Source organism: Telmatobacter bradus (assembly GCF_048629425.1).
GTDB classification, from domain to species: Bacteria; Acidobacteriota; Terriglobia; order Terriglobales; family Acidobacteriaceae; genus Telmatobacter; species Telmatobacter bradus.
In genome coordinates, this window is sequence record NZ_CP184532.1 from 4888169 (window position 1) to 4909639 (window position 21471).

The 21471-nt window shown below is 55.8% G+C and carries 14 protein-coding genes; 8 read left to right on the forward strand and 6 right to left on the reverse strand.

Translation table 11 applies throughout. The annotated features are described in order from the left end of the window. Positions 1–300: 300 nt before the first annotated feature. The 3 genes from ACOBR2_RS20345 to hpnI all read left to right on the forward strand — a co-directional run bounded on the left by ACOBR2_RS20345 (position 301) and on the right by hpnI (position 4127). A complete protein-coding gene (locus tag ACOBR2_RS20345) occupies positions 301–1536 on the forward strand; it encodes an ABC transporter permease (protein ID WP_420237910.1) in 1236 nt (411 codons plus the stop codon). Then, on the forward strand, positions 1537–2796 hold the full coding sequence (locus ACOBR2_RS20350; RefSeq protein ID WP_420237911.1) for an ABC transporter permease: 1260 nt from the start codon (positions 1537–1539) through the stop codon (positions 2794–2796). It abuts the gene before it with no gap. A gap of 146 nt (positions 2797–2942) precedes the next feature. After that, positions 2943–4127, forward strand: a complete 1185-nt coding sequence (gene hpnI / locus ACOBR2_RS20355) for a bacteriohopanetetrol glucosamine biosynthesis glycosyltransferase HpnI (protein WP_420237912.1) — start codon at positions 2943–2945, stop codon at positions 4125–4127. A gap of 79 nt (positions 4128–4206) precedes the next feature. Here the strand turns inward: hpnI and ACOBR2_RS20360 are convergent, their stop codons facing one another. Next, positions 4207–6699 carry a DUF3536 domain-containing protein gene (locus tag ACOBR2_RS20360; RefSeq protein ID WP_420237913.1) on the reverse strand — a complete coding sequence of 831 codons (2493 nt, stop codon included), beginning with the start codon at positions 6697–6699 and terminating at the stop codon, positions 4207–4209. Positions 6700–6769: 70 nt separating this feature from the next. Continuing rightward, a complete protein-coding gene (locus ACOBR2_RS20365; protein WP_420237914.1) occupies positions 6770–7456 on the reverse strand; it encodes a DNA-3-methyladenine glycosylase family protein in 687 nt (228 codons plus the stop codon). Positions 7457–7584: 128 nt separating this feature from the next. On the opposite strand from ACOBR2_RS20365, the gene ACOBR2_RS20370 reads away from it, so the two are divergent. The 3 genes from ACOBR2_RS20370 to mnmE all read left to right on the forward strand — a co-directional run bounded on the left by ACOBR2_RS20370 (position 7585) and on the right by mnmE (position 11622). After that, a complete protein-coding gene (locus ACOBR2_RS20370) occupies positions 7585–8397 on the forward strand; it encodes a hypothetical protein (RefSeq protein WP_420237915.1) in 813 nt (270 codons plus the stop codon). A 343-nt stretch (positions 8398–8740) separates the two neighbouring features. Next, positions 8741–10201: an aldehyde dehydrogenase family protein gene (locus ACOBR2_RS20375; protein WP_420237916.1), complete on the forward strand. Its 1461-nt coding sequence runs from the start codon at positions 8741–8743 to the stop codon at positions 10199–10201. Positions 10202–10233: 32 nt separating this feature from the next. Next, complete coding sequence (gene mnmE, locus ACOBR2_RS20380; protein ID WP_420237917.1) at positions 10234–11622, forward strand: tRNA uridine-5-carboxymethylaminomethyl(34) synthesis GTPase MnmE; 1389 nt, start codon at positions 10234–10236, stop codon at positions 11620–11622. Between the two features lie 307 nt (positions 11623–11929). Here the strand turns inward: mnmE and ACOBR2_RS20385 are convergent, their stop codons facing one another. Then, on the reverse strand, positions 11930–12766 hold the full coding sequence (locus tag ACOBR2_RS20385; protein ID WP_420237918.1) for a hypothetical protein: 837 nt from the start codon (positions 12764–12766) through the stop codon (positions 11930–11932). 326 nt (positions 12767–13092) lie between these two features. On the opposite strand from ACOBR2_RS20385, the gene ACOBR2_RS20390 reads away from it, so the two are divergent. Continuing rightward, entirely contained in the window at positions 13093–13446 is a 354-nt protein-coding gene (locus tag ACOBR2_RS20390; RefSeq protein WP_420237919.1) for a hypothetical protein, read from the forward strand. Positions 13447–13571: 125 nt separating this feature from the next. On the opposite strand, the gene ACOBR2_RS20395 is transcribed toward ACOBR2_RS20390, so the two are convergent. Both ACOBR2_RS20395 and ACOBR2_RS20400 read right to left on the reverse strand, forming a co-directional pair. After that, a complete protein-coding gene (locus ACOBR2_RS20395; RefSeq protein ID WP_420237920.1) occupies positions 13572–14642 on the reverse strand; it encodes an arabinan endo-1,5-alpha-L-arabinosidase in 1071 nt (356 codons plus the stop codon). Between the two features lie 128 nt (positions 14643–14770). Further along, positions 14771–18469 carry a carboxypeptidase regulatory-like domain-containing protein gene (locus ACOBR2_RS20400; RefSeq protein ID WP_420237921.1) on the reverse strand — a complete coding sequence of 1233 codons (3699 nt, stop codon included), beginning with the start codon at positions 18467–18469 and terminating at the stop codon, positions 14771–14773. Between the two features lie 558 nt (positions 18470–19027). Here ACOBR2_RS20400 and ACOBR2_RS20405 point away from each other — a divergent pair. After that, positions 19028–20977 carry a hypothetical protein gene (locus ACOBR2_RS20405; protein WP_420237922.1) on the forward strand — a complete coding sequence of 650 codons (1950 nt, stop codon included), beginning with the start codon at positions 19028–19030 and terminating at the stop codon, positions 20975–20977. A 162-nt stretch (positions 20978–21139) separates the two neighbouring features. Here the strand turns inward: ACOBR2_RS20405 and ACOBR2_RS20410 are convergent, their stop codons facing one another. After that, complete coding sequence (locus tag ACOBR2_RS20410; protein ID WP_420237923.1) at positions 21140–21439, reverse strand: type II toxin-antitoxin system Phd/YefM family antitoxin; 300 nt, start codon at positions 21437–21439, stop codon at positions 21140–21142. Positions 21440–21471 lie beyond the last annotated feature (32 nt).

Here is a 21471-nt window from a genome sequence, read left to right on the forward strand (position 1 = left end):
ATGTTGCTCTAGAACAGCTTCAAAATTGGTATAGGTTGAACAGATAAGGCAGGGTGCGGTTTTCTAAAAAACGGCACCCTGCGTACTTTTTAGACAGTACGATCATTCTGAATTTGCGGTAGCCGGGGAACTTCTGCCCACGTCTTTGCGTATCGATCCGGCAGAGCTACTGGGAATTGCTCGGGTCTGGGAAGAAATTCCTGCATAAGGCCGGAATTTCTTCCTTAGACTGTTGGGGACGGATTCGCGTCTGTCCGGCGCACCGGAAGTCCTACAATCCACTCTGTTCAGGATCGAATCATGCAATTTGCCGAGGCCGTCAAACTCGCTCTGCAATCGTTGTGGGCCAACAAGATGCGCAGCATTCTCACGCTGCTGGGCGTGGTCATCGGCGTGGCCTCGGTGATTACGGTGGTGACCCTGACCAACGGTGCCAAACTGTTTGTCACCTCCAAGATCAACTCCTTCGGCGGGTCTGTAATCACTATCAGCAAGATGCCCGATAACTTCATGACCATCGAAGAGTATCTGGAGTACCAGAAGCGCCGCCCCGTCACCATTGACGATTACCGCGCCGTACAGGAAAAGTGCCGCCTCTGCGTTACGGTAGGAGCGCAGCGCGAGACCACCGGCAAGGTTGTCTACGGCGGCCATTCCACCACCAGTTCGACGATTCGCGGCTGGACCTGGACAATGCCGCCGCTCTCCAACCTCAATATCGTCTCTGGCCGGGGATTTACCGAGAGCGAAGACGAGCATGCGGCGCATGTAGCCATTGTGGGCGCGGACATTGTGACCAATGTGCTGGGCGGAGCCGATCCACTGGGCAAGGAGATTCGCGTCGATGGCGAACCCTACACCGTGATCGGCGTCAGCGAAACCAAGGGCAAGATGTTTGGCTCCAGCATGGATAACTGGGTGTCGTTGCCACTCTACAGCTTCATGCAGGTTTACGGCGCACATGGCGACCGTTCCACTCTGACCATCTATGCCGACGCGGGCAGCAGCGGCGCAGTCATGGACGCCGCACTGGACGAATTGCGCAGCATCATGCGCTCGCAGCGGCGACTGGGGCCTGGCACGCCGGACAGCTTCAACATCGACGCCAGCGCCACCTTCCAGAACATGCTGGGCAAGATCTTGAACAGCTTTGGCGCGGTTGTGGCGGCCATCGCTGCCATCTCTCTGGTAATTGGCGGCATCGTCATTATGAACATCATGCTGGTGAGCGTGACGGAGCGGACGCGCGAGATTGGCGTGCGCAAGGCGCTGGGGGCCAAACGGCACGATATTCTGATGCAGTTTCTCATTGAGTCGGCCACGCTGTCGGCCGTGGGAGGCGTGATTGGAGTGCTCATGGGCATTGCCCTGGCCAAGCTGGCCACCCTGCTTATCGCTTTCCCGTCGGCCGTCGAACTCTGGTCCGTCCTGCTCAGCCTGCTGGTGTCTACCGCCGTGGGACTGTTCTTTGGCATCTATCCTGCCGCGAAGGCCTCGGCTCTCGATCCGATTGCGGCGTTGCGTGCGGAGCTATAAATGAAGGGTTTTAGCCATTCCGGAGAAGCCATCAGGCTGGCGCTTGATACGCTGCGTAAAAACAAAATGCGCTCGGGTCTGACCGTGCTCGGCATTCTGATCGGCATTGCCACCGTGATTCTGATCTCCTCGGCGATCAACGGCCTGAACAACAACATCAGTCAGTTTGTCAGCTCCCTGGGCACCAACGACCTGTGGCTTTACCACTTTGAGCCCTTCGCGCGCCGGCCGACCACCGAGGAACTGAATCGCAAGAAGCTCTCCTACGAGGATGGCCTGGCCCTGCGTGGCCTGCCGCACGTTGCCGCCGTCGATCCCGAGCAGACCTACCAGAATTTTCAGACCGGCCTTGGCAGCGTTTCGGTCAAACACGGTGCGCATAAAATTTCCAACACGATTCTGAACGGCGTGACCACTTCCTACAAAGATACGGTCGATGTAGCGCTTACCAAAGGCCGCTTCTGGACGGAAACGGAAGAGGTGAATGCCGCCAAGGTGGCAATCCTCGGGCATGACGCCGCTGAAGACCTCTTTCCCGACGAAGATCCCCTCGGCAAGGACATTGAATGCGAAGGCCAGATCTACACCGTCATTGGCGTCCTCGACCTGCAGCCACAGCCCTTCGGCAGCGGTCGCAATAGCGATGACAATGCCATCGATTTTCCCGTCACCACCTTCCATAAAATCCATCCTGAGGTGAAGGACTTCTGGATTGTGGTTCGCTATGACAACAGCGCCAATCGCGATCTGGTGACCGAAGAAGTGCGCGAGATGCTGCGCGTACGCCGCAAACTGACCAACCAGAAGGATGACGACTTTGCCATTTTTGGGCCCGACTCACTCACCCGGCTGTGGAATCAGCTGACCGGCGGACTCTTCCTGTTCATGGTGGCAGTCTCCAGCGTGGGCCTGATGGTGGGCGGCGTAGGCGTGATGAACATCATGCTGGTGAGCGTGACCGAACGCACCCGCGAGATTGGCGTGCGCAAGGCTATTGGCGCAACCCGCAAAAACATTCTGCTGCAATTCACACTGGAAGCCATTGTGCTCTGCATGGTGGGCGGATTTTTGGGCGTGTTGACCGGGTCGCTGCTGACCCTGATCCTGCACTACGCCGTGCCCTTCCTGCATGCTGCGCTCTCGCCAATGTGGGTCGTCATTGCCTTCGTGGTTTCCAGCCTGATCGGTCTGCTCTTCGGCATCTATCCGGCCTGGAAGGCCGCCAACCTGGACCCGATTGAGGCGCTCCGCTACGAGTAAGAACAGCTTTCGGCCGTCAGCTATCAGTTTGTCTTGCAGGGGTTTGCACTTCCAACTCATTCGAGGAGCGCCGCTACTGCACGAAAAAGCTGACCGCTGACAGCTGAGGGCTGAAAGCTGCACTCTCGTCCTAGTACACTGCTTTTGTGACGATCCATTCTCTTGCTTTCGCCCTTGCTGCCGTAACCACGGCGCTCGCCCTGCTGGGAATCTTCTACTTTTTTGCAGCCCTCTTTGCCGCCGCGCGCTTTCTGCGCGAACGCAACGGCACAGCCACCGATTTTGCGCCGGGCGTGAGCATCATGAAGTCGCTCAAGGGGCTGGATCCCGGCATGCTAGAGGCCTTCCGCAGCCATTGCCGCCAGCACTACGCCGGTGAGTTCGAGCTGCTGTTCGGCGTGGCTGAGGCCGACGACCCCGCAGTGGCCGCCGTCAAGCAACTGCAACAGGAGTTCCCGCAAATTCCCATCCAGCTGCTGGTCTGCCCCGAGCGGTTGGGCACCAATGGAAAAATCAGCACCCTGATGCAGATGGAAGCCGCCGCACGCTATGACTATCTGCTCGTCAACGACTCCGACATTACGGTTTCGCCCCGCTACCTGGAACGCGTAATGCGCTGCTTTGCTCCGGTCGAGGGTGAGCCGCAGGTGGGTCTGGTGACGGCGCTCTATCGTGGCCGCGCCCATGGTTCGGTGTGGGCCCAGATGGAATCGCTGGGCATTGCCACCGACTTTCAGGCGGGTGTGCTGCTTTCCAAATTTATCGAAGGTGGCCTGCACTACGGGCTCGGTTCTACGCTGGCCGTACGGCGCGAGGCGCTGCATACGGCAGGCGGATTTGAGGCTTTGGTCAATCAGTTGGCCGACGATCATGAGATGGGCGTGAAGATCGAAAAAGCCGGCTACAGCGTTGTGCTCTGCGGCGAGGCGGTTGAAACCAGTGTGCCCGACTATCGCTGGCAGGGTTTTGCCGACCACCAGCTGCGTTGGCTGCGCACGGTGCGCGATGCGCGACCTGGCGGCTACTTCGGCATGCTCTTTACGCATGGATTGGCGTGGGCCGTTATCAATGCGCTGGTCTGTGCTTTTAACCCGTTGAGTGTGACGATCCTGCTGGCCAGCCTGATGCTGCGCCTGGCCATGGCCGTAGTGGTGGGCGTGCGTGTGCTCTCGGACGATCAGGTTCCAGCCGGGCTCTGGCTCTTGCCCCTGCGCGATATTGTGTATCTTGGCCTGTGGCTGGCAGGATTCTGCGGCAACACCATTGTGTGGCGCGGCCAGCGCTTCGTGCTCCGGCACGGAAAGCTGTATGCGAAGGCCGTGCAGAGTTAGAACATTTCTTTCATGAATGACAAAGGCTCAATAGTTGAATGCCTCAACTATTGAGCCTTTGTCATTCTTTTGCACTTCTTCAGTCACCACACCCACACGGCTGCGCGGGCTGTTTCAGCTCGGCACGAATGGCATCGCAATCGATGCTGAGGCATTTGCCCAGTTCGTTGTAGTCCGCCTCCCAACGCGGATGTTCTTCGTCGGTCAGCGCGGAGAGCGCATAGGCTGAGGTGCGCAGAACCTCGTACCAGATATTCTGCGCTTGCCAGAGGTTCAGCTCAAAGGGCAGCTCCATCAGGTTGCGGCCAAGCGTGAGCGCACGGTCCAGAGCCTCCAGCGAGCCGGAGGACATTTGCAGATCCACCATCGCCCGCTTCATTCGCTGGTCAGCAATATATGAGAGCGTAGGCGCATCCAGTGGCACCTGATCGGCCTTGGCCAGCGACAGGAAGGAACGCAGCTGCGCCTGATCGACAGGCTCAGCTTCCAGCACGCGGCGCAAGCCTGCATTGATGGCAAAACCTGCGGCCAGACTAAGGGCGGGCGGCTTGGGCAGATTGGCCTGAGAGAGATAGTGCAGCAGTGTGGCGTGATCCTGATAGATGCTGGTGAGGGAGTTCTCGATGTCCCACAAGGTCGAGTTCAGAATCAGCTGCACAATGCGCCGTTGCTCGTCGGTAAACAGTGAAGTCAGTGAGTAATCGGCGCTGCCGTAGTAGCGGTCCAGCAGGCGAATGACCTGCGGGAAGTCGGCGCGCAACACGCTGCCTGCGGCCTCGGCGCTGAAGGCCTCAAAGTCTGACGCGGCCACTTCAACGTAGGGCTTCACGGCTGCGGTAATGTTCTGATCGCCAAAGTGCAACACCGCAAACGAGAACATCTCGTTGTGACCAGTGATGGAGTTGAAGACATGCACGCGGCCCAGCGCCAGCTTGCCACGGCCGGAGGCATGCGTCTCATAACTGACGCGACGAATTTTGTAGCAGAACAGCTCCGTCTCTTCAGAAAAGCTGGAGAAGACCGAGCTGATGGCGTAGTGCGCGGCCACCTGCTCAAGCTGCAGTTCCTTGGTGCGCACGCTCTCCCGGTAGATCGTGGCGCCATCCTGCGCGGCAGGCACATTCGAGCGCGCCTGGGCGAGTTTGGCAAGGAAGGATGGTTCGAGCTGCTCAACCTGCAGGCCAAAGTGACGGCGGGCCAGTTGAATGACGCGCGCGGCATAGGCGATGATCTGCTCGGTTTCAATACCGCTGATGTCGTCAAAGAACCAGCCGCAACTGGTGTACATCAACTGGGCGTGGCGCTGCATCTCCATCAGTTCCAGGGCACGGATGCGTTCGAATTCGCCAAGCTCATGATGCTGATGCGTTTTGATGAAGTTTTCGACCGACTCTTCGCTGCGGTCAAGCATCACCTGAATGTAGCCATCGCGCGCCGCCCACACATCGCGGAAGAGCTTGCTGCCTTCCTGCTCGGTGAAGGGAATCAGCACGTCGCGCACAGCATCGAGAGCCTCGCGCAAAGGTTTGCGCCACGCCTGGTTCCAGCCCGGCTTGCCGCCGTTGCAACCGCAGTCGGAACGCCAGCGCTCGACGCCGTGCGCACAGCTCCAAGACGTGTTGTCAACGATCTCGCACTCATATTCCGGCGGGAACATTTCCAGAAAGCAGCCATAGTTGGTCAGCTTTACTGAGCGGTCCGTCTCCAGCAGGCGCAAGGCGTAGGCCAAAGCCATTTCCCCATGCTTGTGATGATGGCCGTAAGACTCGCCATCGGTGGCCACATGCACCATCTGTGGCTGTGTCGTGTCGTTGCGGAAGCCCGACTTCAGACGGTTGGCAAAGGCTTCGCCAGAGTTCAGCAGCCCTTCAAAAGCAATGGCGCGCGAGGCCGGGCCGTTATAGAAGAAGACGGCGATGGATGCGCCGGAAGGGAAGCGGACAAGATAGGGGTGTGTGGTGTCGACGCTGGCATTGGGTGTATCCACCCACCCTGCGCCTTCTTTCAGTGAACGTATGCGCTTGCACTGATGCGGTGCCAACAGGGTGAACTTGATGCCGTGCTCGGCCAGCAGTTCAAGCGACTGCATGTCGGCCGCGGTTTCCGCCAGCCACATGCCTTCCGGCGGCGCGCCGTAGTTGTTTTCGTAGTCGGCAATGCCCCAGCGGATCTGCGTGATGCGGTCGCGGCGATTGGCCAGCGGCAGAATCATGTGGTTGTAGACCTGCGCCATGGCCGAACTGTGGCCACGGAAGCTTTTACGGCTGCGGCGTTCGCCCTCCAGCACCATGCGGTAGGTGCGCGGAGCATTCTCCTGCAACCAGCTCAGAAGCGTAGGACCGACGTTAAAACTGATGCGCGCGTAGTTATTGACGATGCGCGCAATTTCATTCTTGGTGTTAACGATGCGGGCCGCGCCGTTGGGCGCGTAGCTCTCGGCGCAGATGCGCTCGTTCCAGTCGTGGTAAGGCGCAGCCGTATCCTGCGTCTCGACCGTCTCCAGCCATGGGTTCTCGCGAGGCGGCTGGTAGAAGTGCCCATGAATACAGACGTAACGCTTGCAGACGGCCATATGTTTTCCCCACGCGATCCGCAAAAAAATCGGGGCAGATCGGATCGCTGCTGCCTATTGTAGGCCCGTTTTACGCCGACGCTTCCGTTTTTGCCAGATCGCAGGCCCGCCACAGATACCAGCTTGCCACCGAACGGAACGGCGCCCAACGTTTTCCCCGTTTGAGAAGTACATCGGCAGCGGGCAGATCCTCAGCAGCAATTGGCCGGCCTTTGGGCACTCGCTGAAAGGTCAGGGCAAACCCTTTTCGGACCCCGTAGTCGGAAACAGGAAAAACATCGGGGCGACCCAGGCGGAAGATCAGCAGCATTTCCACGGTCCAGGGACCGATGCCACGCACCTGGGTGAGCCGCGCCACAATTTCAGTGTCGCTCATCTTGCGGATGGCGGCCAGGGTGGGCACCACGCCATCCAGCGTGCGCTCGGCCAAATCACGCAGAGCACGGATCTTATTGGCTGAAACGCCGCAACCGCGCAGAATTTCTTCGGGAGTTTGCAGCAGCAGTTCCGGCGTGGGATCGCCGCCGTAATGGGCTAGAACACGGCCATGAATGGTTGCTGCTGCCTTGCCATGCAACTGCTGGTAGAGGATCGATTCCAACAGCGAGGCAAAGGGCGTGTCTGCGCCTGCTAAGCGCAGCGTAAAGGGGCCAGCGCGCTCAATGAGCGTGGCCAGTTTGGCGTCCGCGGCCTTCAAATGAGCAATGGCCTGATCGGCGTCGAAGGGAAGTTTGCGACTACGGCCGTTGTGAATCATGGTTGGAGTGTATCGCAACAACTTTCTTAGCTCAGGGTTAGAAAGAGCATTGCTTTGCCGGTTAGGATTATTAGGTAGGGCAAACAAATTTAAGATCTGAGCCCCACCTGGGCCATGAGGTGTTTTTAATGTCGAAACGCTGGACCGCGTGTACAGCCTTTGTGCTTATGTTTGCAGGCTGCAGCTTTTTTGCCGTAACTGCAAATGCTGAACCCATCAACCCGCAATGGCAGGATCATGGCGGTTGGGATGCGCCGCCGCAGGAACTGCACGATATTCAGCGGATGGGCTTCCATGACGGTGTGAGCGCCGCCCGTCAGGACTTTGCCAACCATATGCAGCCTTCCCCCGAGAACCACGAGGAGTTCCGCCACCCGCACATGCCGCCCGAGCAGCGGGATGCTTATCGCGACGGCTTCCGGATGGGCTATCAGCGCGGTATCGACAATCTCTTCCGTCAGGCCCCGCCGCCGCCTCCGCCGCCGGTAGTGCCCATGCACCATTTTGATGGAGCCTTCTTCGAAGTCCGTCATCACGGATTCCAGGATGGCATGGAAGCCGCACTGCTTGATCTGGGCAATCATCGCCGCCCGGATCCGGACAGCCGCGACGAGTTTCGCTCCCCGCGTGTAGCTTTTGAGATGGCCGAAGCTTATCGTGAAGGCTTCCGCCGTGGCTACAATGCCATGGCCCAGACGTTGGCAGACACGGGCAATGACTGGCAGTTCGGCTCCTTCGGCACAGTGCACATGCGTGGCTTCCATGAGGGTGCGCTCGGTGCTCTTCACGACTTTGATGAACACCGCAATGCAGACCCGAATAACCACGACGAATATCGCTCGCCGCACGTTGGTTTTCTGTATATTGGGGCTTATCGCGATGGCTTCCGCCTTGGCTACAAGCGCGTCTCCGACGAGTTGTACAGCTACTTGGGCCACTAGAGCAAAATCAGGAAAGCTAGCCCCAGAAAAATGGTGCAAGGTTGCCGTTCCCTGATGGTCACGGCAACTTTGGACCTGCGGCTTACAGGTACAGCATCCCTGATTTTGCTATAAAAATTTTCGGAATTACCGCAGCCCGAATCAAGCTCGAAAAGACTGCGCGGATTCCGAAAATGCTCTAAATTTTTCTTAACTCTGGAGCGGGGCGAACCTTCGGGTTCGCCCCACTCTTTTTGCAGAGAGTTTCATCCTGGGCATCTCTTTGAGTAGGCACGCTTCTTCCCGGTTCGGTCCACAGATCCCGCGAGTAACATGGAATGCAGAATACTGGGGGGACCAAACCATGAAGATGCGGCCCGGAGCTCAGACCGGATTTTTGCTCTGCGGAAAAGAATGGATCGACGGCGAAGCGCTGGAGGTTCGTTCGCCCTGGGATCAGGGATTGGTGGGCCGTGTGACGGTGCCAACCAGGGCCGATGCGCGGCAGGCCGTGAGCCATGCCGTAGCCAGCCTGCGCCGCACCCGGGCCCTGCCCCGCTGGAAGCGCCGCGAGATTCTGGAAGATGTGGCCGCCGCGCTGATCGAGCAGAAGGAGCGCTTTGCCACGCTGATTGTGGCCGAGGCCGGTAAGCCCCTCCGCCTAGCCCGCGCTGAGGTTGACCGCTCCGTGCTCACCTTTAAGACCGCCGCCGAAGAAGCTGCGCGGATGGGCGGCGAGAGCATTCCGCTCGATCTGTCCGAGGGCAACGAGGGCCGCTGGGGGCTGGTGCAGCGCTTTCCCATTGGTCCGGTGCTGGCCATTACGCCCTTCAACTTTCCGCTGAATCTGGTGGCCCACAAGTTGGCTCCCGCCATGGCCGCCGGCTGTCCCGTTCTGCTCAAGCCTGCGCCCCAAACTCCGTTCACGGCCCTGGCGCTGGGTGAAGTGATTCTGAAGGCCGGCTGGCCGGAAGAAGCTCTGGCCGTTCTGCCCCTGACCAATGCCGACACCGCATGGCTGGCAGAAAAAGAAGATCGCATCAAGCTGGTGAGCTTTACCGGTTCGGCCCGGGTGGGTTGGGAGCTGAAGGCACACTCCAGCCGCAAGCGCGTCCTGCTCGAGCTCGGTGGCAATGCCGCTCTGGTCGTGCACAGCGACTGGCCGGATCTGGAATCGGCCGCGCTCAAGACCACGCATGGAGCCTTCAGCTACGCCGGGCAGAGCTGCATCAGCGTGCAGCGCGTCTTTGTTGAACGGCCCATCTTCCAGACCTATCTCTGGAAGGTCGTGGAACACGCCTCCCGGCTGAAGGTAGGCGATCCCAATGAAGAAACCACCGATCTGGGCCCGCTGATCCGCACCTCCGACGCCGAGCGCATCGAAAACTGGATCCGGGAAGCCGTCGAAGGCGGTGCCAAGCTGGTGGCGGGTGGTGAGCGCAACGGTGCCACCATCACCCCGGCGATCCTGACCGGAACCCGGCCCGGCATGAAGATCCGCGAAGAAGAGGCCTTTGGACCGGTGCTGCTGATTGAGCCTTACGACGACTTTGAAGAGGCTCTGGCCGAGGTAAACCACTCCCACTATGGCCTGCAGGCCGGACTGCTCACGCGCGACGCCGCCCGCATCCTCACCGCCTATCGCGAGCTGGAAGTGGGCACGCTGGTGGCCGGCGATATGCCCAGTTGGCGGCTCGATCCCATGCCCTATGGTGGCGTCAAGGATTCCGGACTGGGCCGTGAAGGCGTGCGAGCAGCCATCGAAGAGATGACCGAGCCGCGCATGCTGGTGATGGCCGGCATTGGCAATCCGGAACCCCTGTAAGCCGCTCGTCCTCTACACTGGAAGAGCCTACTATGACAGACTCGACGGCCAGCCAGAGTTCGATGCAGGAAACCATTGTCGCCATCTCTACCCCGCCCGGCAGGGGCGGCATCGGTATTGTGCGCCTGAGCGGGCCGCTGGCCACCTCCATCGCCGTGCAGCTGGTGCGCCTCCGGCAGCCGCTTGCAGCAGGCCGGGTGCGCTTTGCCGAGGTCGTCGATGACGCACAGGAGCGCATCGACGAAGCGCTGGTCACTTTTTTCGCCGCGCCCCACTCCTACACCTCGGAAGATCTGGTCGAGATTGCCGCCCACGGTTCACCCGTGGTGCTGGACTTGGTGCTGCGCCGCGCCCTGGCTCTGGGCGCGCGGCTGGCCGAGCCCGGCGAGTTTACCCAGCGTGCCTTTTTGAGCGGGCGGCTCGACCTGACCCAGGCCGAAGCGGTGCGCGACCTGATCGATGCGCAGACCCTAGCCCAGGCCCGGCAGGCCGCCGGCCAGCTCAACGGCGCACTCAGCCGCCGCGTGGCTCCTGCCAAGCAACAACTGATGGAGTTGGTGGCGTTGCTTGAAGCCGGAATCGATTTTGCCGAAGATGATGTGGATGTAACTTCCGCCGACGAGATTGCTCGCCGCAGCGCGGAGATTGAACAACCCCTGCAAACCCTGGAAGCCAGCTTTGCCCGTGGACGCATTCTGCATGACGGTCTGACTCTGGCCATCGTCGGCAGGCCCAACGCCGGCAAAAGTTCGCTCTTCAACCGGTTGGTGGAACGCGACCGCGCCATCGTCACCGCGCAGGCCGGAACCACCCGCGATCTGGTCACCGAACGCGTTTCTCTCGACGGCATTCCGCTGGAGCTGGTGGATACGGCGGGCTTGCGCGAAGGTCCTCGCGGTGGTCTGAACGAAGCCGAGCAGATCGGCATTCATCGCAGCCGAGAAGCCATGGCCGACGCCGCTCTGGTGCTGCTGGTTCTGGATGCGACAGAGGCGCTGAACGACGAAGAAAGAAAATTGCTGGAAGAAGTGCAGGGCAGAGCCGCGCTCGTGGTGGTGAACAAATCCGACCTTGCCGCGCCAACGCCTGTCGTCGAAACGCTTGCCGGATTCGAGCAGGTGGCGACCTCGGCCCTAACCGGCGAGGGAATTGCCCAACTGCGCAAAAAAATTGTAGCCATGGCCACCGGTGGTGCAGCCGCCGAGCCCGGCATGCTGACCAACCTGCGCCAGCATCAGGCGATTCTGACCGCGCTAGAAGCCCTCCGCGCAGCAAGCCAGGCCAACCAGAACAGCATCCCCCACGAGATGCTTCTGCTCGACCTCTACCGCGCCCTCTGGGCCCTGGACTCCCTGACCGGCCAAACCACCTCGGACGACATTTTAAATTTGATCTTCTCCACATTTTGCATCGGAAAATAATTTGTTTTGGGGACGTCGGCGCGGCTGATGGGCGCACAGCGCGTGTGCTTGCTTTGGCTGTACATATGAGGAGAAGGAACTGCGCCCGAAACAAAAGCAGACTTCCGACAGACCGACAAAAGTGATTCTTCCAATCAATGCATAGCAAAAAAGCTACTTCATGGACCAATCCTGCATTGCTGAGCACATTGCCGATGAGGTGCTTATATAAAATTATTTTTTGGGCGACCGCTCTAAATTCACTTAATAAATCTTGTTCTCTTTCCGAGTTCCCGTCAAGATTAGTCAGTCTCGCGAAGTATCACTACTACGCTTTGAGATACGAATCGAAGAATTCATAACCCTCGCGGGTCACTTTGAACATCTCACGTTTATAGCCGAGTGGCTGGACAAATTTCTTAGTCTCCAGTTCTTGTAATACCCCCTCCCAAATAGCTGCGGAGTGTGAATTATTTTCTTCTACGAATGCACGCCTGCCTGCCTGTACCTGCACCCCCCCGATGAACTTGAGGTGCATGATATTTCCGTCACCAGATGCCGCGCTGCGCAAGAGTTCTTGTGCTTCCCGAGATAGAGTGACAACTGGCTTCGCGGCTAATTCCTGAACTGCTTCGGCGGAGCTCGATTGAGCAAAATATTGATCTAGGTTGATTTTACGTTGAATCTGCCGAGAAAACTTTGATCGGAAATCTTGAAGGTCAGAATAGCTCTCTAGGAGACCACGGGATTTGCAACTATTCTTAAATTCCCTCAGACTTCTATACTGATCTGGATCAACGCTTTCAGGCATCACTGGGGCAGAGGAAAAATACAGCATTGTCGGCTTGCCTTCATTGATGTGCCTCTCAATCTCCTCGACAGTTCCGCTTATATAGTCTTCAGTAGCGGTGCCAATCCTAGTCCAGAAAATACCGGCCAAAAGATCACATTCCCTGAGAACAGTTCTGTTAATGATCGACTGCGGGCTTGCGCCCATCTCAGGCGTGGAATGGGTCTCCCAGCCGACCGGCAATAGCACAATCCTGTACTTCTCAGAATGGATTACATTCCATTCACCTAGAATCTCGCGAACAATGCCTCGTTCAGCGTTAACGTCACTAGGAGAAGCAATCATTACTTTGAAAACAAAGGCATTGTAGCTCATTATCGTTGAAGCTTGGCTAAGCTCGAAACAGTCTCCTTTAGATATTTTTGGTTAGAAGAATCATTGTAGCTCAATCACTCCGAATGGCGCAGTTGCTGAGCTAGACGCAATGAAATACTCTTAGGAACCGCTCGTTTGCTGGTAGACGAAAGCAATACACCCATCGAGCATGGATTGCTTGCCAAGCGCCTAACATCGCCAAATACATAACGTTCCTGCGCTCACGCGATTCAGCAATTGATCGAGCGCTCTTTCGGTTAAGTACAATGCAAGTATGCGGGGAGTTTCTTTTTTCGACTCCGGCAAAGAATTCTGTGAGGCATGTCATGATGAATCAAGAGGCTTTTGCCTGGGTGCAGGAATTTCCTGGAGCAGTAACCGTCTGCGACCGCGATGGAGTTGTTCTGGCGATGAACGATAAATCGGTGCGGACCTTTGAGAAAGACGGCGGGGCCGCGCTCATTGGAACCAACCTCTTCGGCTGCCATCCTGAGCCCGCGCGCACCAAGTTGAAAGAGATGCTCCTTACGGGACAATCCAACACTTATACGATTGAGAAAAATGGCGTGAAGAAGCTGATCTACCAGTCGCCCTGGTACGAAAAGGGTGTGTATAGCGGCTTCGTCGAGCTCTCGTTGGAGATACCCTTTGAGATGCCGCATTTCGTACGCGGCGCATAACTCGATATACGATCTTTTTAAACTTCATCGCGACAGCAAAGAACCGCAAACCAGTAGAGTCTCCAGAGAGAAATAAACTTTGCCTCTGGAGACTCTACTGGTTTTTGCGATGAACGAATGCGGAGTTACTTCCCTGCCTGCGTCGCATCTTGCATGGCTATTACCGGCCAATCGTCCTTCCAGCCAACAGTTGAAAGCTGCATGGCGGGTTTGCCGCTGATGGCGTCATAAGCGTGAAAGACCATGATGGTCTGCTGCGCGTCGGCAAAGAGCGACTGGCCGCCCGGCCCGAGCCAGCGGCGATTGCCCGCCAGCAACTGCAGCCCACCACCGTCTAAAAGATTCTTCCCTTCTGCGTCGACATAGGGACCAGTTACATTTTTTGCGCGGCCCACAACAATGTGATAAGTACTACTGGTGCCGCGGCAGCAAAGATCCCATGAAACAAAAAGATAGTAATAACTGCCGTGATGAATCACGAAAGGCGCTTCTACGGCCTGCCAGTCCGGTGGCAGATCCCGCCTGGCCCAAACCGAACCAGCAGGTTTTGCACGGCTGGCTAGCGCGTAGGTGTGCGTATCTTCGTCCGACAGTTTGCCTGTGGCAGAATTGATGCGACGCATCTTGATGCCGCTCCAGAAACTGCCGAAAGCCAGCCACGTTTTTCCATCCGCATCGAAGATCAAGTTAGGATCGATGGCGTTGAAGTCATCCTTTGCCGTGGAACGCAGCACGAGTCCTTCATCCACCCATTTGTAATCGAGGCTGCTGGCGTCGAGCGTCTTGTTCGTCAGTAGGGCAATGCCTGAGGTGTTCACACCAAAGAGCGAGTAAGCGTAGTACAGGTGATACTTGCCGTTGAAATACGAAATGTCGGGTGCCCATAACTCTTTTGTGCCTGGGCTCTGCTTGTGTATCCATGCGGGAATTTCATTCAACACCTGCCCGCAAAATTTCCATTGCTCAAGATCTTTGGAGCAGCGAATCGCCATGTGCCCATGGGGAGCAAGACCCGTTGTGAATACGTACCATGTATCCCCAGCCTTGATGATGGAGGGATCATGCACGCCCTGATAATCGCCTGTAAGAGTGAAGGCATGCGCGCCTTCTTCCGATTGTGCGTAAGCTCCCCCACGGAGCAACGCGAAGGCCAGCAATGCGGCTCCGCAAGTCAGAAAGATCTTTCTCAAAAACATGAACCCCCGCCCAGGAACAAAAATAAGATGCAGCCCCAAAGAAGTGCTGACCTACTCAATGTAAGGCCAACCGTCAACGGTCTGGGCTGTAGTGGTAGCCAGACCGTTGACGGCTTTTGCGTTAATTCTTAAAATTCGAATTTGGCCAGAAACTGAATCTGACGAGGTCCAACAATCATGCCCGTCGGATCCACATAACCGAAATCGGTCAAATCGTTAGGACCATCACTTTGAGGACGACCAAATACGTGCCGGTTGAACGCATCGATTAAGTCCGCCTCTAAACGAAAATTGATCTTCTCGGTTAGATGCGTTCTCTTAACAATGCTGAAGTCTTCTTTGAGGTATTTTCCAGTTCTAATCTCATCCGTTGTTCTTGGTTGATTACCGAAGGCATACGAACCGCGGGAAGCAACTGTGTTCGCGGCATTAGGATCAGTCAATGCCGCATAGTTAAAGTAGCGATATGGGTTCGGATTTGTCGTTGCGTCGTACGTGTTCGTTGTCAGATTAGCCTGTTTGGCTGGATTGTAATGACCACTCCGCGCCCATGAACTCAGTAAACTTTGGCCAGCAACACGCTGATAGTGAATACTGCCGTCATATCCTGGAATTGCGGTTGCAGCATAGAAGGAAATCGGTTGGCCTGACATGTAGCGCTGCACGCCACCAATCTGCCAACCTCCAATCCCTTTATCCAGGAATCGATTTCCCGCCAACCATTTTTTGCCTTTGCCAAAAGGAAGTTCATACAAATAACTTATGACAAAGTTATTGGTCAGATCTTGGTTACTAAGCACGACTTCTGATTTTGAGTTAAAGACGTTCTGAATGTAACCGCCGCCGTTATCACCCGAAAAGTAGGGCACAGATGAGTCAGCATTCGTCATGGTCTTCGACCAAGTATAGGAGGTCTGCAAATTGAACCCATCTTTGAAGTGACGGATCAATTGCGTTTCAAGTGCGTTGTAGTTAGATTGGCCACGATTTTCGAGGCAGCAATCACTGTTAATCGCGCCGTTATATTGCGGATATGGGCGTAAAGCATTACCAACCGTATAAGACGTTGGATAAGAAGAATACGGAACGGATAACCCTGCGTTAGCTGCTGTAGTAGATCCGATCTCGGTGCTTAAAACATTTCCAAGAGCAAAGTCATTAACCGGGATGGAGTTAGTAGCATCAAACGTCGAACGCAGATGTGCTCCATGAGAGCCGACATATGCTACATCAAGGATCAAATCTGGGACGATTTGTTGTTGAAGTTCAACACTCCAGCTTTGCACCATGGCTGGACGCCCATGAGAAGGGGCAATATAAGCATTCGCCGGATAAGCACCTGTCGTCAAATTGGCTAGTGTCGGATCAAACGATGGCGGTTTGGTATAGGACGGAAAACCATTGGAGAGCGTAAAAACCGATGACAAGGTTGAAGAACCGTCCCAACTCGGGGTCGAATTAAATCCTTCCTGCATTCCGTCACCATAGTCTGCATATTGCAGCGGACCATAGATGATTCCATAACCTCCGGAGAGTGAGAAGGTGTTGTTCCTCGCAGTAGGTGCCCAGACAAAACCAAAACGCGGACCGAAATCCTTATGCCATGTATCGGCCCATTGTTCATTGACGTTTCCATTTCTCCCCGTGCCTTTACCTGCAAAAACCAAAGCGCCAGGCAGACCGCCAGCCCCAGAATTTGCAGTCGTAAGGCTAATGTCGGAAGTGTTCCCGTGCGCTTCATGGCGCGGAACGTCCACATCATAACGCAGACCATAATTCAAGGTCAGCGAAGGAAAGATTTTAAAAGTGTCTTGGACGAAAAATCCGTAGTAGTGAGATAGCCATTTGGGTTGTTCAGAGTACGCGTCCAAGATTGCATAGCCCGGCAAACCAAGAAGCATACTTGCGTATCCGTTCGCATCCCAGGCCGTGTTTACATCACCGGCTGTCGTCGTGGGATCAAACCCAATGCTACCTGACTGTTCCGACAAGGTCATCGGGTTAAAAATCTGATAGCGATAATCCACTCCGGCTTTTATAACGTGTTTTCCCTTGACGAAGGTCAGCGTGTCATTCAAGCGATAGCCATTGTCGATCGAATCTCCATCGACGGTTCCGCCAATACCCGCATCACCCCACGCATACACGTAAGGAAAATTATGACCAGATGCGCCCTTAATGCCAAGCGCTGAATCCCAATCCTTGTTCGCTTCAACTCCAGTGTCGTAGTTACCGCTATTGGTGCGGTCATAACCAAGCGTTAGATGATTAAGGATGTTAGGGGTAATGGTGTAGTCATATCCAACGCGGATATAGTGTGTGAAGAAATTCTGATCTCGGCCTTGGCCAGCAGCGTTATCAAGCCATGGATTCACAGATTTTCTCGTGTTGTCGCGGGAGTTATAGGTGACGTAGACGCGTTGTTTGGAGTTGAAGTTGTAATCCGCACGCACCGACATTGAAGTATCAAGAACTGGATATGTCCAGGCATAGACGTAGTTATTGGTGATGCTGCCCGAAATGGTTGGCAACGGATAATAAGAATTCAGCGCATTCACAATAGACTGATTCGCGCTACTCAATACCAAGTCGGCTGCGGGGATTGCATTCTTGGCGTATGGCAAGCGACAGGTAACCGTTTGGTTGGATGAATTTGTTCCGGTAGTTGTCGTGGTCGGATCGAAGATCTCTCCTTGATAAATGGCCTGCGTGTGGTCGCAAGGATTTTCTGCTTCTTTGACAGTAGTTGTCATCTGGTCAGAGAAATTTCCTCCGCGCTCGGCAGTCGTAGGAACCGTGCTCGTAGAAGTCCCGCCAAGATTCTGACGATACTGCTCCCAGGAAAAGAAGAAAAATGCTTTATTGCGTCCATTGTAGAGTTTGGGAATACGGACAGGACCACCGAGAGCCAGGCCGTAATCGTTTTTTTCATCAGCAGGGCGCTGGTAGTCTGCGAGCTCTGTAGAGTTGTTCCTATAAACATCCTGATAGTAGTTGTAGCCCCAGTTATTGGCATCAAGGTCACGATTCTTGAAGATGTCATACGCTACGCCATGCCAATCATTGGTACCGGATTTGGTGCTGAAACTCTCAATACCGCCCGTAGTTCTTCCCACTTCGGCAGGATAGGAAGAAAGAGTGACTTTGAATTCAGAGATAGCCTCGACAGAAGGCGCGGTTTCATCGAAAGACGATCCATTCTCGGAGCGATACATGCTGGCTCCGTCTAACAGGACTTCCGTCGAGTAGTTCTGCCCACCCGATATTTTCGATTCCCAGGTGCCGCCCTGTCCATTTGCCGTTCCAGGTCCAGCCGTTCCGGGAAGCAGGAACACAAAAGCTTCCGGCGAACGCATGGAACTCACCACGCTACCGTTCAAATCGAGAGGAAGATCCAAAGCTTGCTTGGTGGTAATGACGTCTGCCACTTCCGATAATTCCGTATTGACCGTAAGAGCATCGGCTTGTACGGTCACCGTTTCCGAAACATCACCAACCTGCATGGTGATGGAAAGAGAGGTGGTGGTTCCGACCAAAATGTTGACAAGGCTGATTTCCGCTGACTTAAAGCCTTTTAGCGATGCGGAAATCGTATACTCTCCAATATTTAGGTTCGTAAAATAGTAGGTCCCAGCACTTGTGGATGTAACGGTGTATGCAGTTCCTGTCCCCATACTTGTCGCAATGATCTTGACGTTGGCGATAAGAGCCCCAGAAGGATCTTTCACACTTCCAGCTATCGATCCCTGGCTGAGCTGAGCAACGCATGGCATGCCTGTTCCAATCGCAAGCAGCGCCAATACCAGTAGAAGCAACCGTTGTTTCATTGTTTTCCTCCCTACAAATCATTCCGGTGCAAGTTCAGATTTTGAATGAGATAAATTAGTGCTTTTCTTGAGCGTCTTACAGGGCGAACTCGACGCAACGACTTTCGCGGGTAATCTATTCGATTTCCCCGCAAGGTCTAGAACAGTGCCGAAGTCGATCCTGTAGCGTTCTGCATTTTTTTCATCTCATGCCTTCCTACAAACATTCGTTGTTTTCTTCTACCGTGGCCACCTGTCCGAGCAGATTGACTACGGCTCTGACGGAGCTCCATTGAGCGGTACAACCGGCCCACGGTTAGAGAAGATTTCCAGAAAGCGTTTGCTAGAAAACACCTCCTGCTTCTCTTTGTCAGGCAGCCAGATTCAACCACCCGATGAAAATCCATGTAAAGCGGTTAACGGATCAGCATCCCGTTACGCGGACTGAACATATTGATAAATAAATACTTGTTTCGATTTTTTACCCTGAAACTTCTCCTTACAATTCCCCGTTACGCGCACTTGCCAACGTGGCGTAAAGTATATGCCGTATCTTGTTTGCCAAGGAAAAGCTTCTCCATGCTTAAATCCAGTACCCATACGCAGCTCACAGTGGCCATATTAAGCCCGGAACAGAAGCAGGCCATCCGCAGCCATTTGGACGAATTATTGACTAGCCAGGCCTTTGCCGGCAGCAAGCGCTCCCAGGATTTTCTGCGGTTTATTGTTCTTCATGCCCTGGAAGGGGACTACGACAGCCTGCGGGAACGCATGATCGGCGCTGAACTCTTTGGCCGCCCCGTCAGCTACGACACCGGCAGCGATTCCGTGGTGCGCGTACGCGCCAGCGAACTACGCAAAAAGCTGGCTCACTTCTACAGCACCGAGGGCGAAGGAGAGATTCCCGTCCACATTGAAGTGCCCAGCGGCTCCTACGTTCCACACTTCCACTTTGCCGGGGAAGAGCAGGAATTACCTCCCCAAACAATAGTTGCTGTGCCCCCCGCGGTTGAACATGCGCAGCCTCTTGTACCCGAAATTCCACTACAAAAATCTGCCGCCCAACGGTCGCGATGGAGCTTTGTCGCCCTCCTGATTGCAGCGGCGGTGGTTTCAGGGGGATATTTTGGCGTACGCGGCTGGCAAAGGGCACACGTCGCGTACGGCTCCATTCATGCCGTGGCCATTCTGCCCCTGGAAAACCTCTCCGGCATCGCCACCCAGGAGTATTTTGCCGACGGCATGACGGAGGAACTGATCAACGATCTCGGGCAGGTTTCCACCCTGCGCGTCATCTCGCTCACCTCTTCGATGAGCTACAAGGGCTCGAAGAAGACTTTGCCGCAGATCGCCCGGGAACTCGGGGTCGATGCCGTGGTCGAGGGCGGCGTGCTGCGTGAAGGCAATCAGGTGCGCATCAGCACACAACTCATCGATGGCCGCAGCGATCGTCCCCTGTGGGCCCACACCTACGTTCGTAACCTGAGCAGCGATCTTGCCTGGCAAGGTGAAGTGGCTCAAGCGATTGCGGAAGAGGTACGCACCGCAATCACCCCCCAGGAGCAGGCACGCCTGACGCGCAAGCGCCCCCTCGATCCTCAGGCCCAGGACCTCTACCTGCACGGCATACTGCTGAGGGAAAACGACGACTGCGCCCAAGCCGCCGATTATTTCAGCCGCGCCCTCAATCGCGATCCCGGTTACGCCCAGGCCCACTCCGCCCTGGCCAGTTGTTACGGCATGCTGGGTGAATCGGGCCACATGCCCTATCGCGATGCCTTCACCCGGCAGAACGCCGAGGCTGCCCGCGCCGTGGAACTTGACGACTCACTCTCTGAAGCCCATGCGGAGTTGGCCAACAGTGCCATGACGCTTACCTGGGACTGGCCGCGCGCCGAATCTGAGTTCCAGCGCGCCCTCGCCCTGAACCCCAACTCCGCAACCAGCCATCAGAAGTACGCCTTCTATTTGGTACGTACCGGCCATCAGCGCGAAGCACTCGCTGAAGTGGAGCGAGCCGTGGAACTTGACCCTGTTGCAGGCAGTACCCTACACTCTGAAGCTTTTCTCTATTACTTCTCCCGGCAATACGACCAGGCGCTGGCAGTGGCTCAGACGGCCCAGGGACTCAAGATCAATCTTTCTGACAGAAACTTCCTCATCGGCGACATTCTGGTTGAAAAAGGTCGCTACTCCGAGGCAATTGCTGCTTTTCTCAAAGCCGGCAGGGGGCCGTACACGCTCGGCCATCTTGGCAATGCCTACGCCCGCTCCGGAAATGCCGCTGAAGCACGTAAAACCATTGCCGAGCTGAAAAATATTGTGCAGACCACTGGCATCGGACGCTATGAAATCGCGCTCGTCTATACCGGGCTGGGCGAGCAACGCGAGGCCTTGATGTGGCTGAACGAAGCCGCACAGGTACAGGATGCAGGACTGGTCTATTTAAAGATTGATCCTTGTCTGGATCCGCTGCGCTCCGACCCACAATTTCTCGGCTTACTGCATCAGGTCGAACTCAAACCCTAAATCTAGAACAATTCAAAAATATTTAGCCTGATCCGCGCTGCGTTTTGGTTCAAGCAAATTCAGAGTTGGTGTAGTGCGAGTCGATGCTTCCCCGTGCAGTTTTCCTCAAGAAAACTGCACCCGGCACCTTCTTCACACCCTCACAGAAACTCTGGATTTGCTCTACCACTGCAGGGAACGTGACTGGGGCAACGCTGTTGCTGCCTGGGATTCTGACTGAGACGCATCGGAAGATGCTGCGGTCTTTTTGGCCTGCTCTTCGTACTGCTTTTGGCGCTTCCTGCGGCGTGCATCCTGTTTGCCAAGGGCCTCGGCGACCAGTTCCTCGGACTCCGGAACCAGACGGGCCACAGGCACTCCATTTTTGAGCAACTGATAGGAAACACCCTGATAGCGGACGCGCGCCACGCAGTCGGCAAAGTTTCTTGCCGCCTCGGTCACGCTGATGGATCTTTCTCGCACAGGATCATATTATCTGATTTTATGTACTTTTC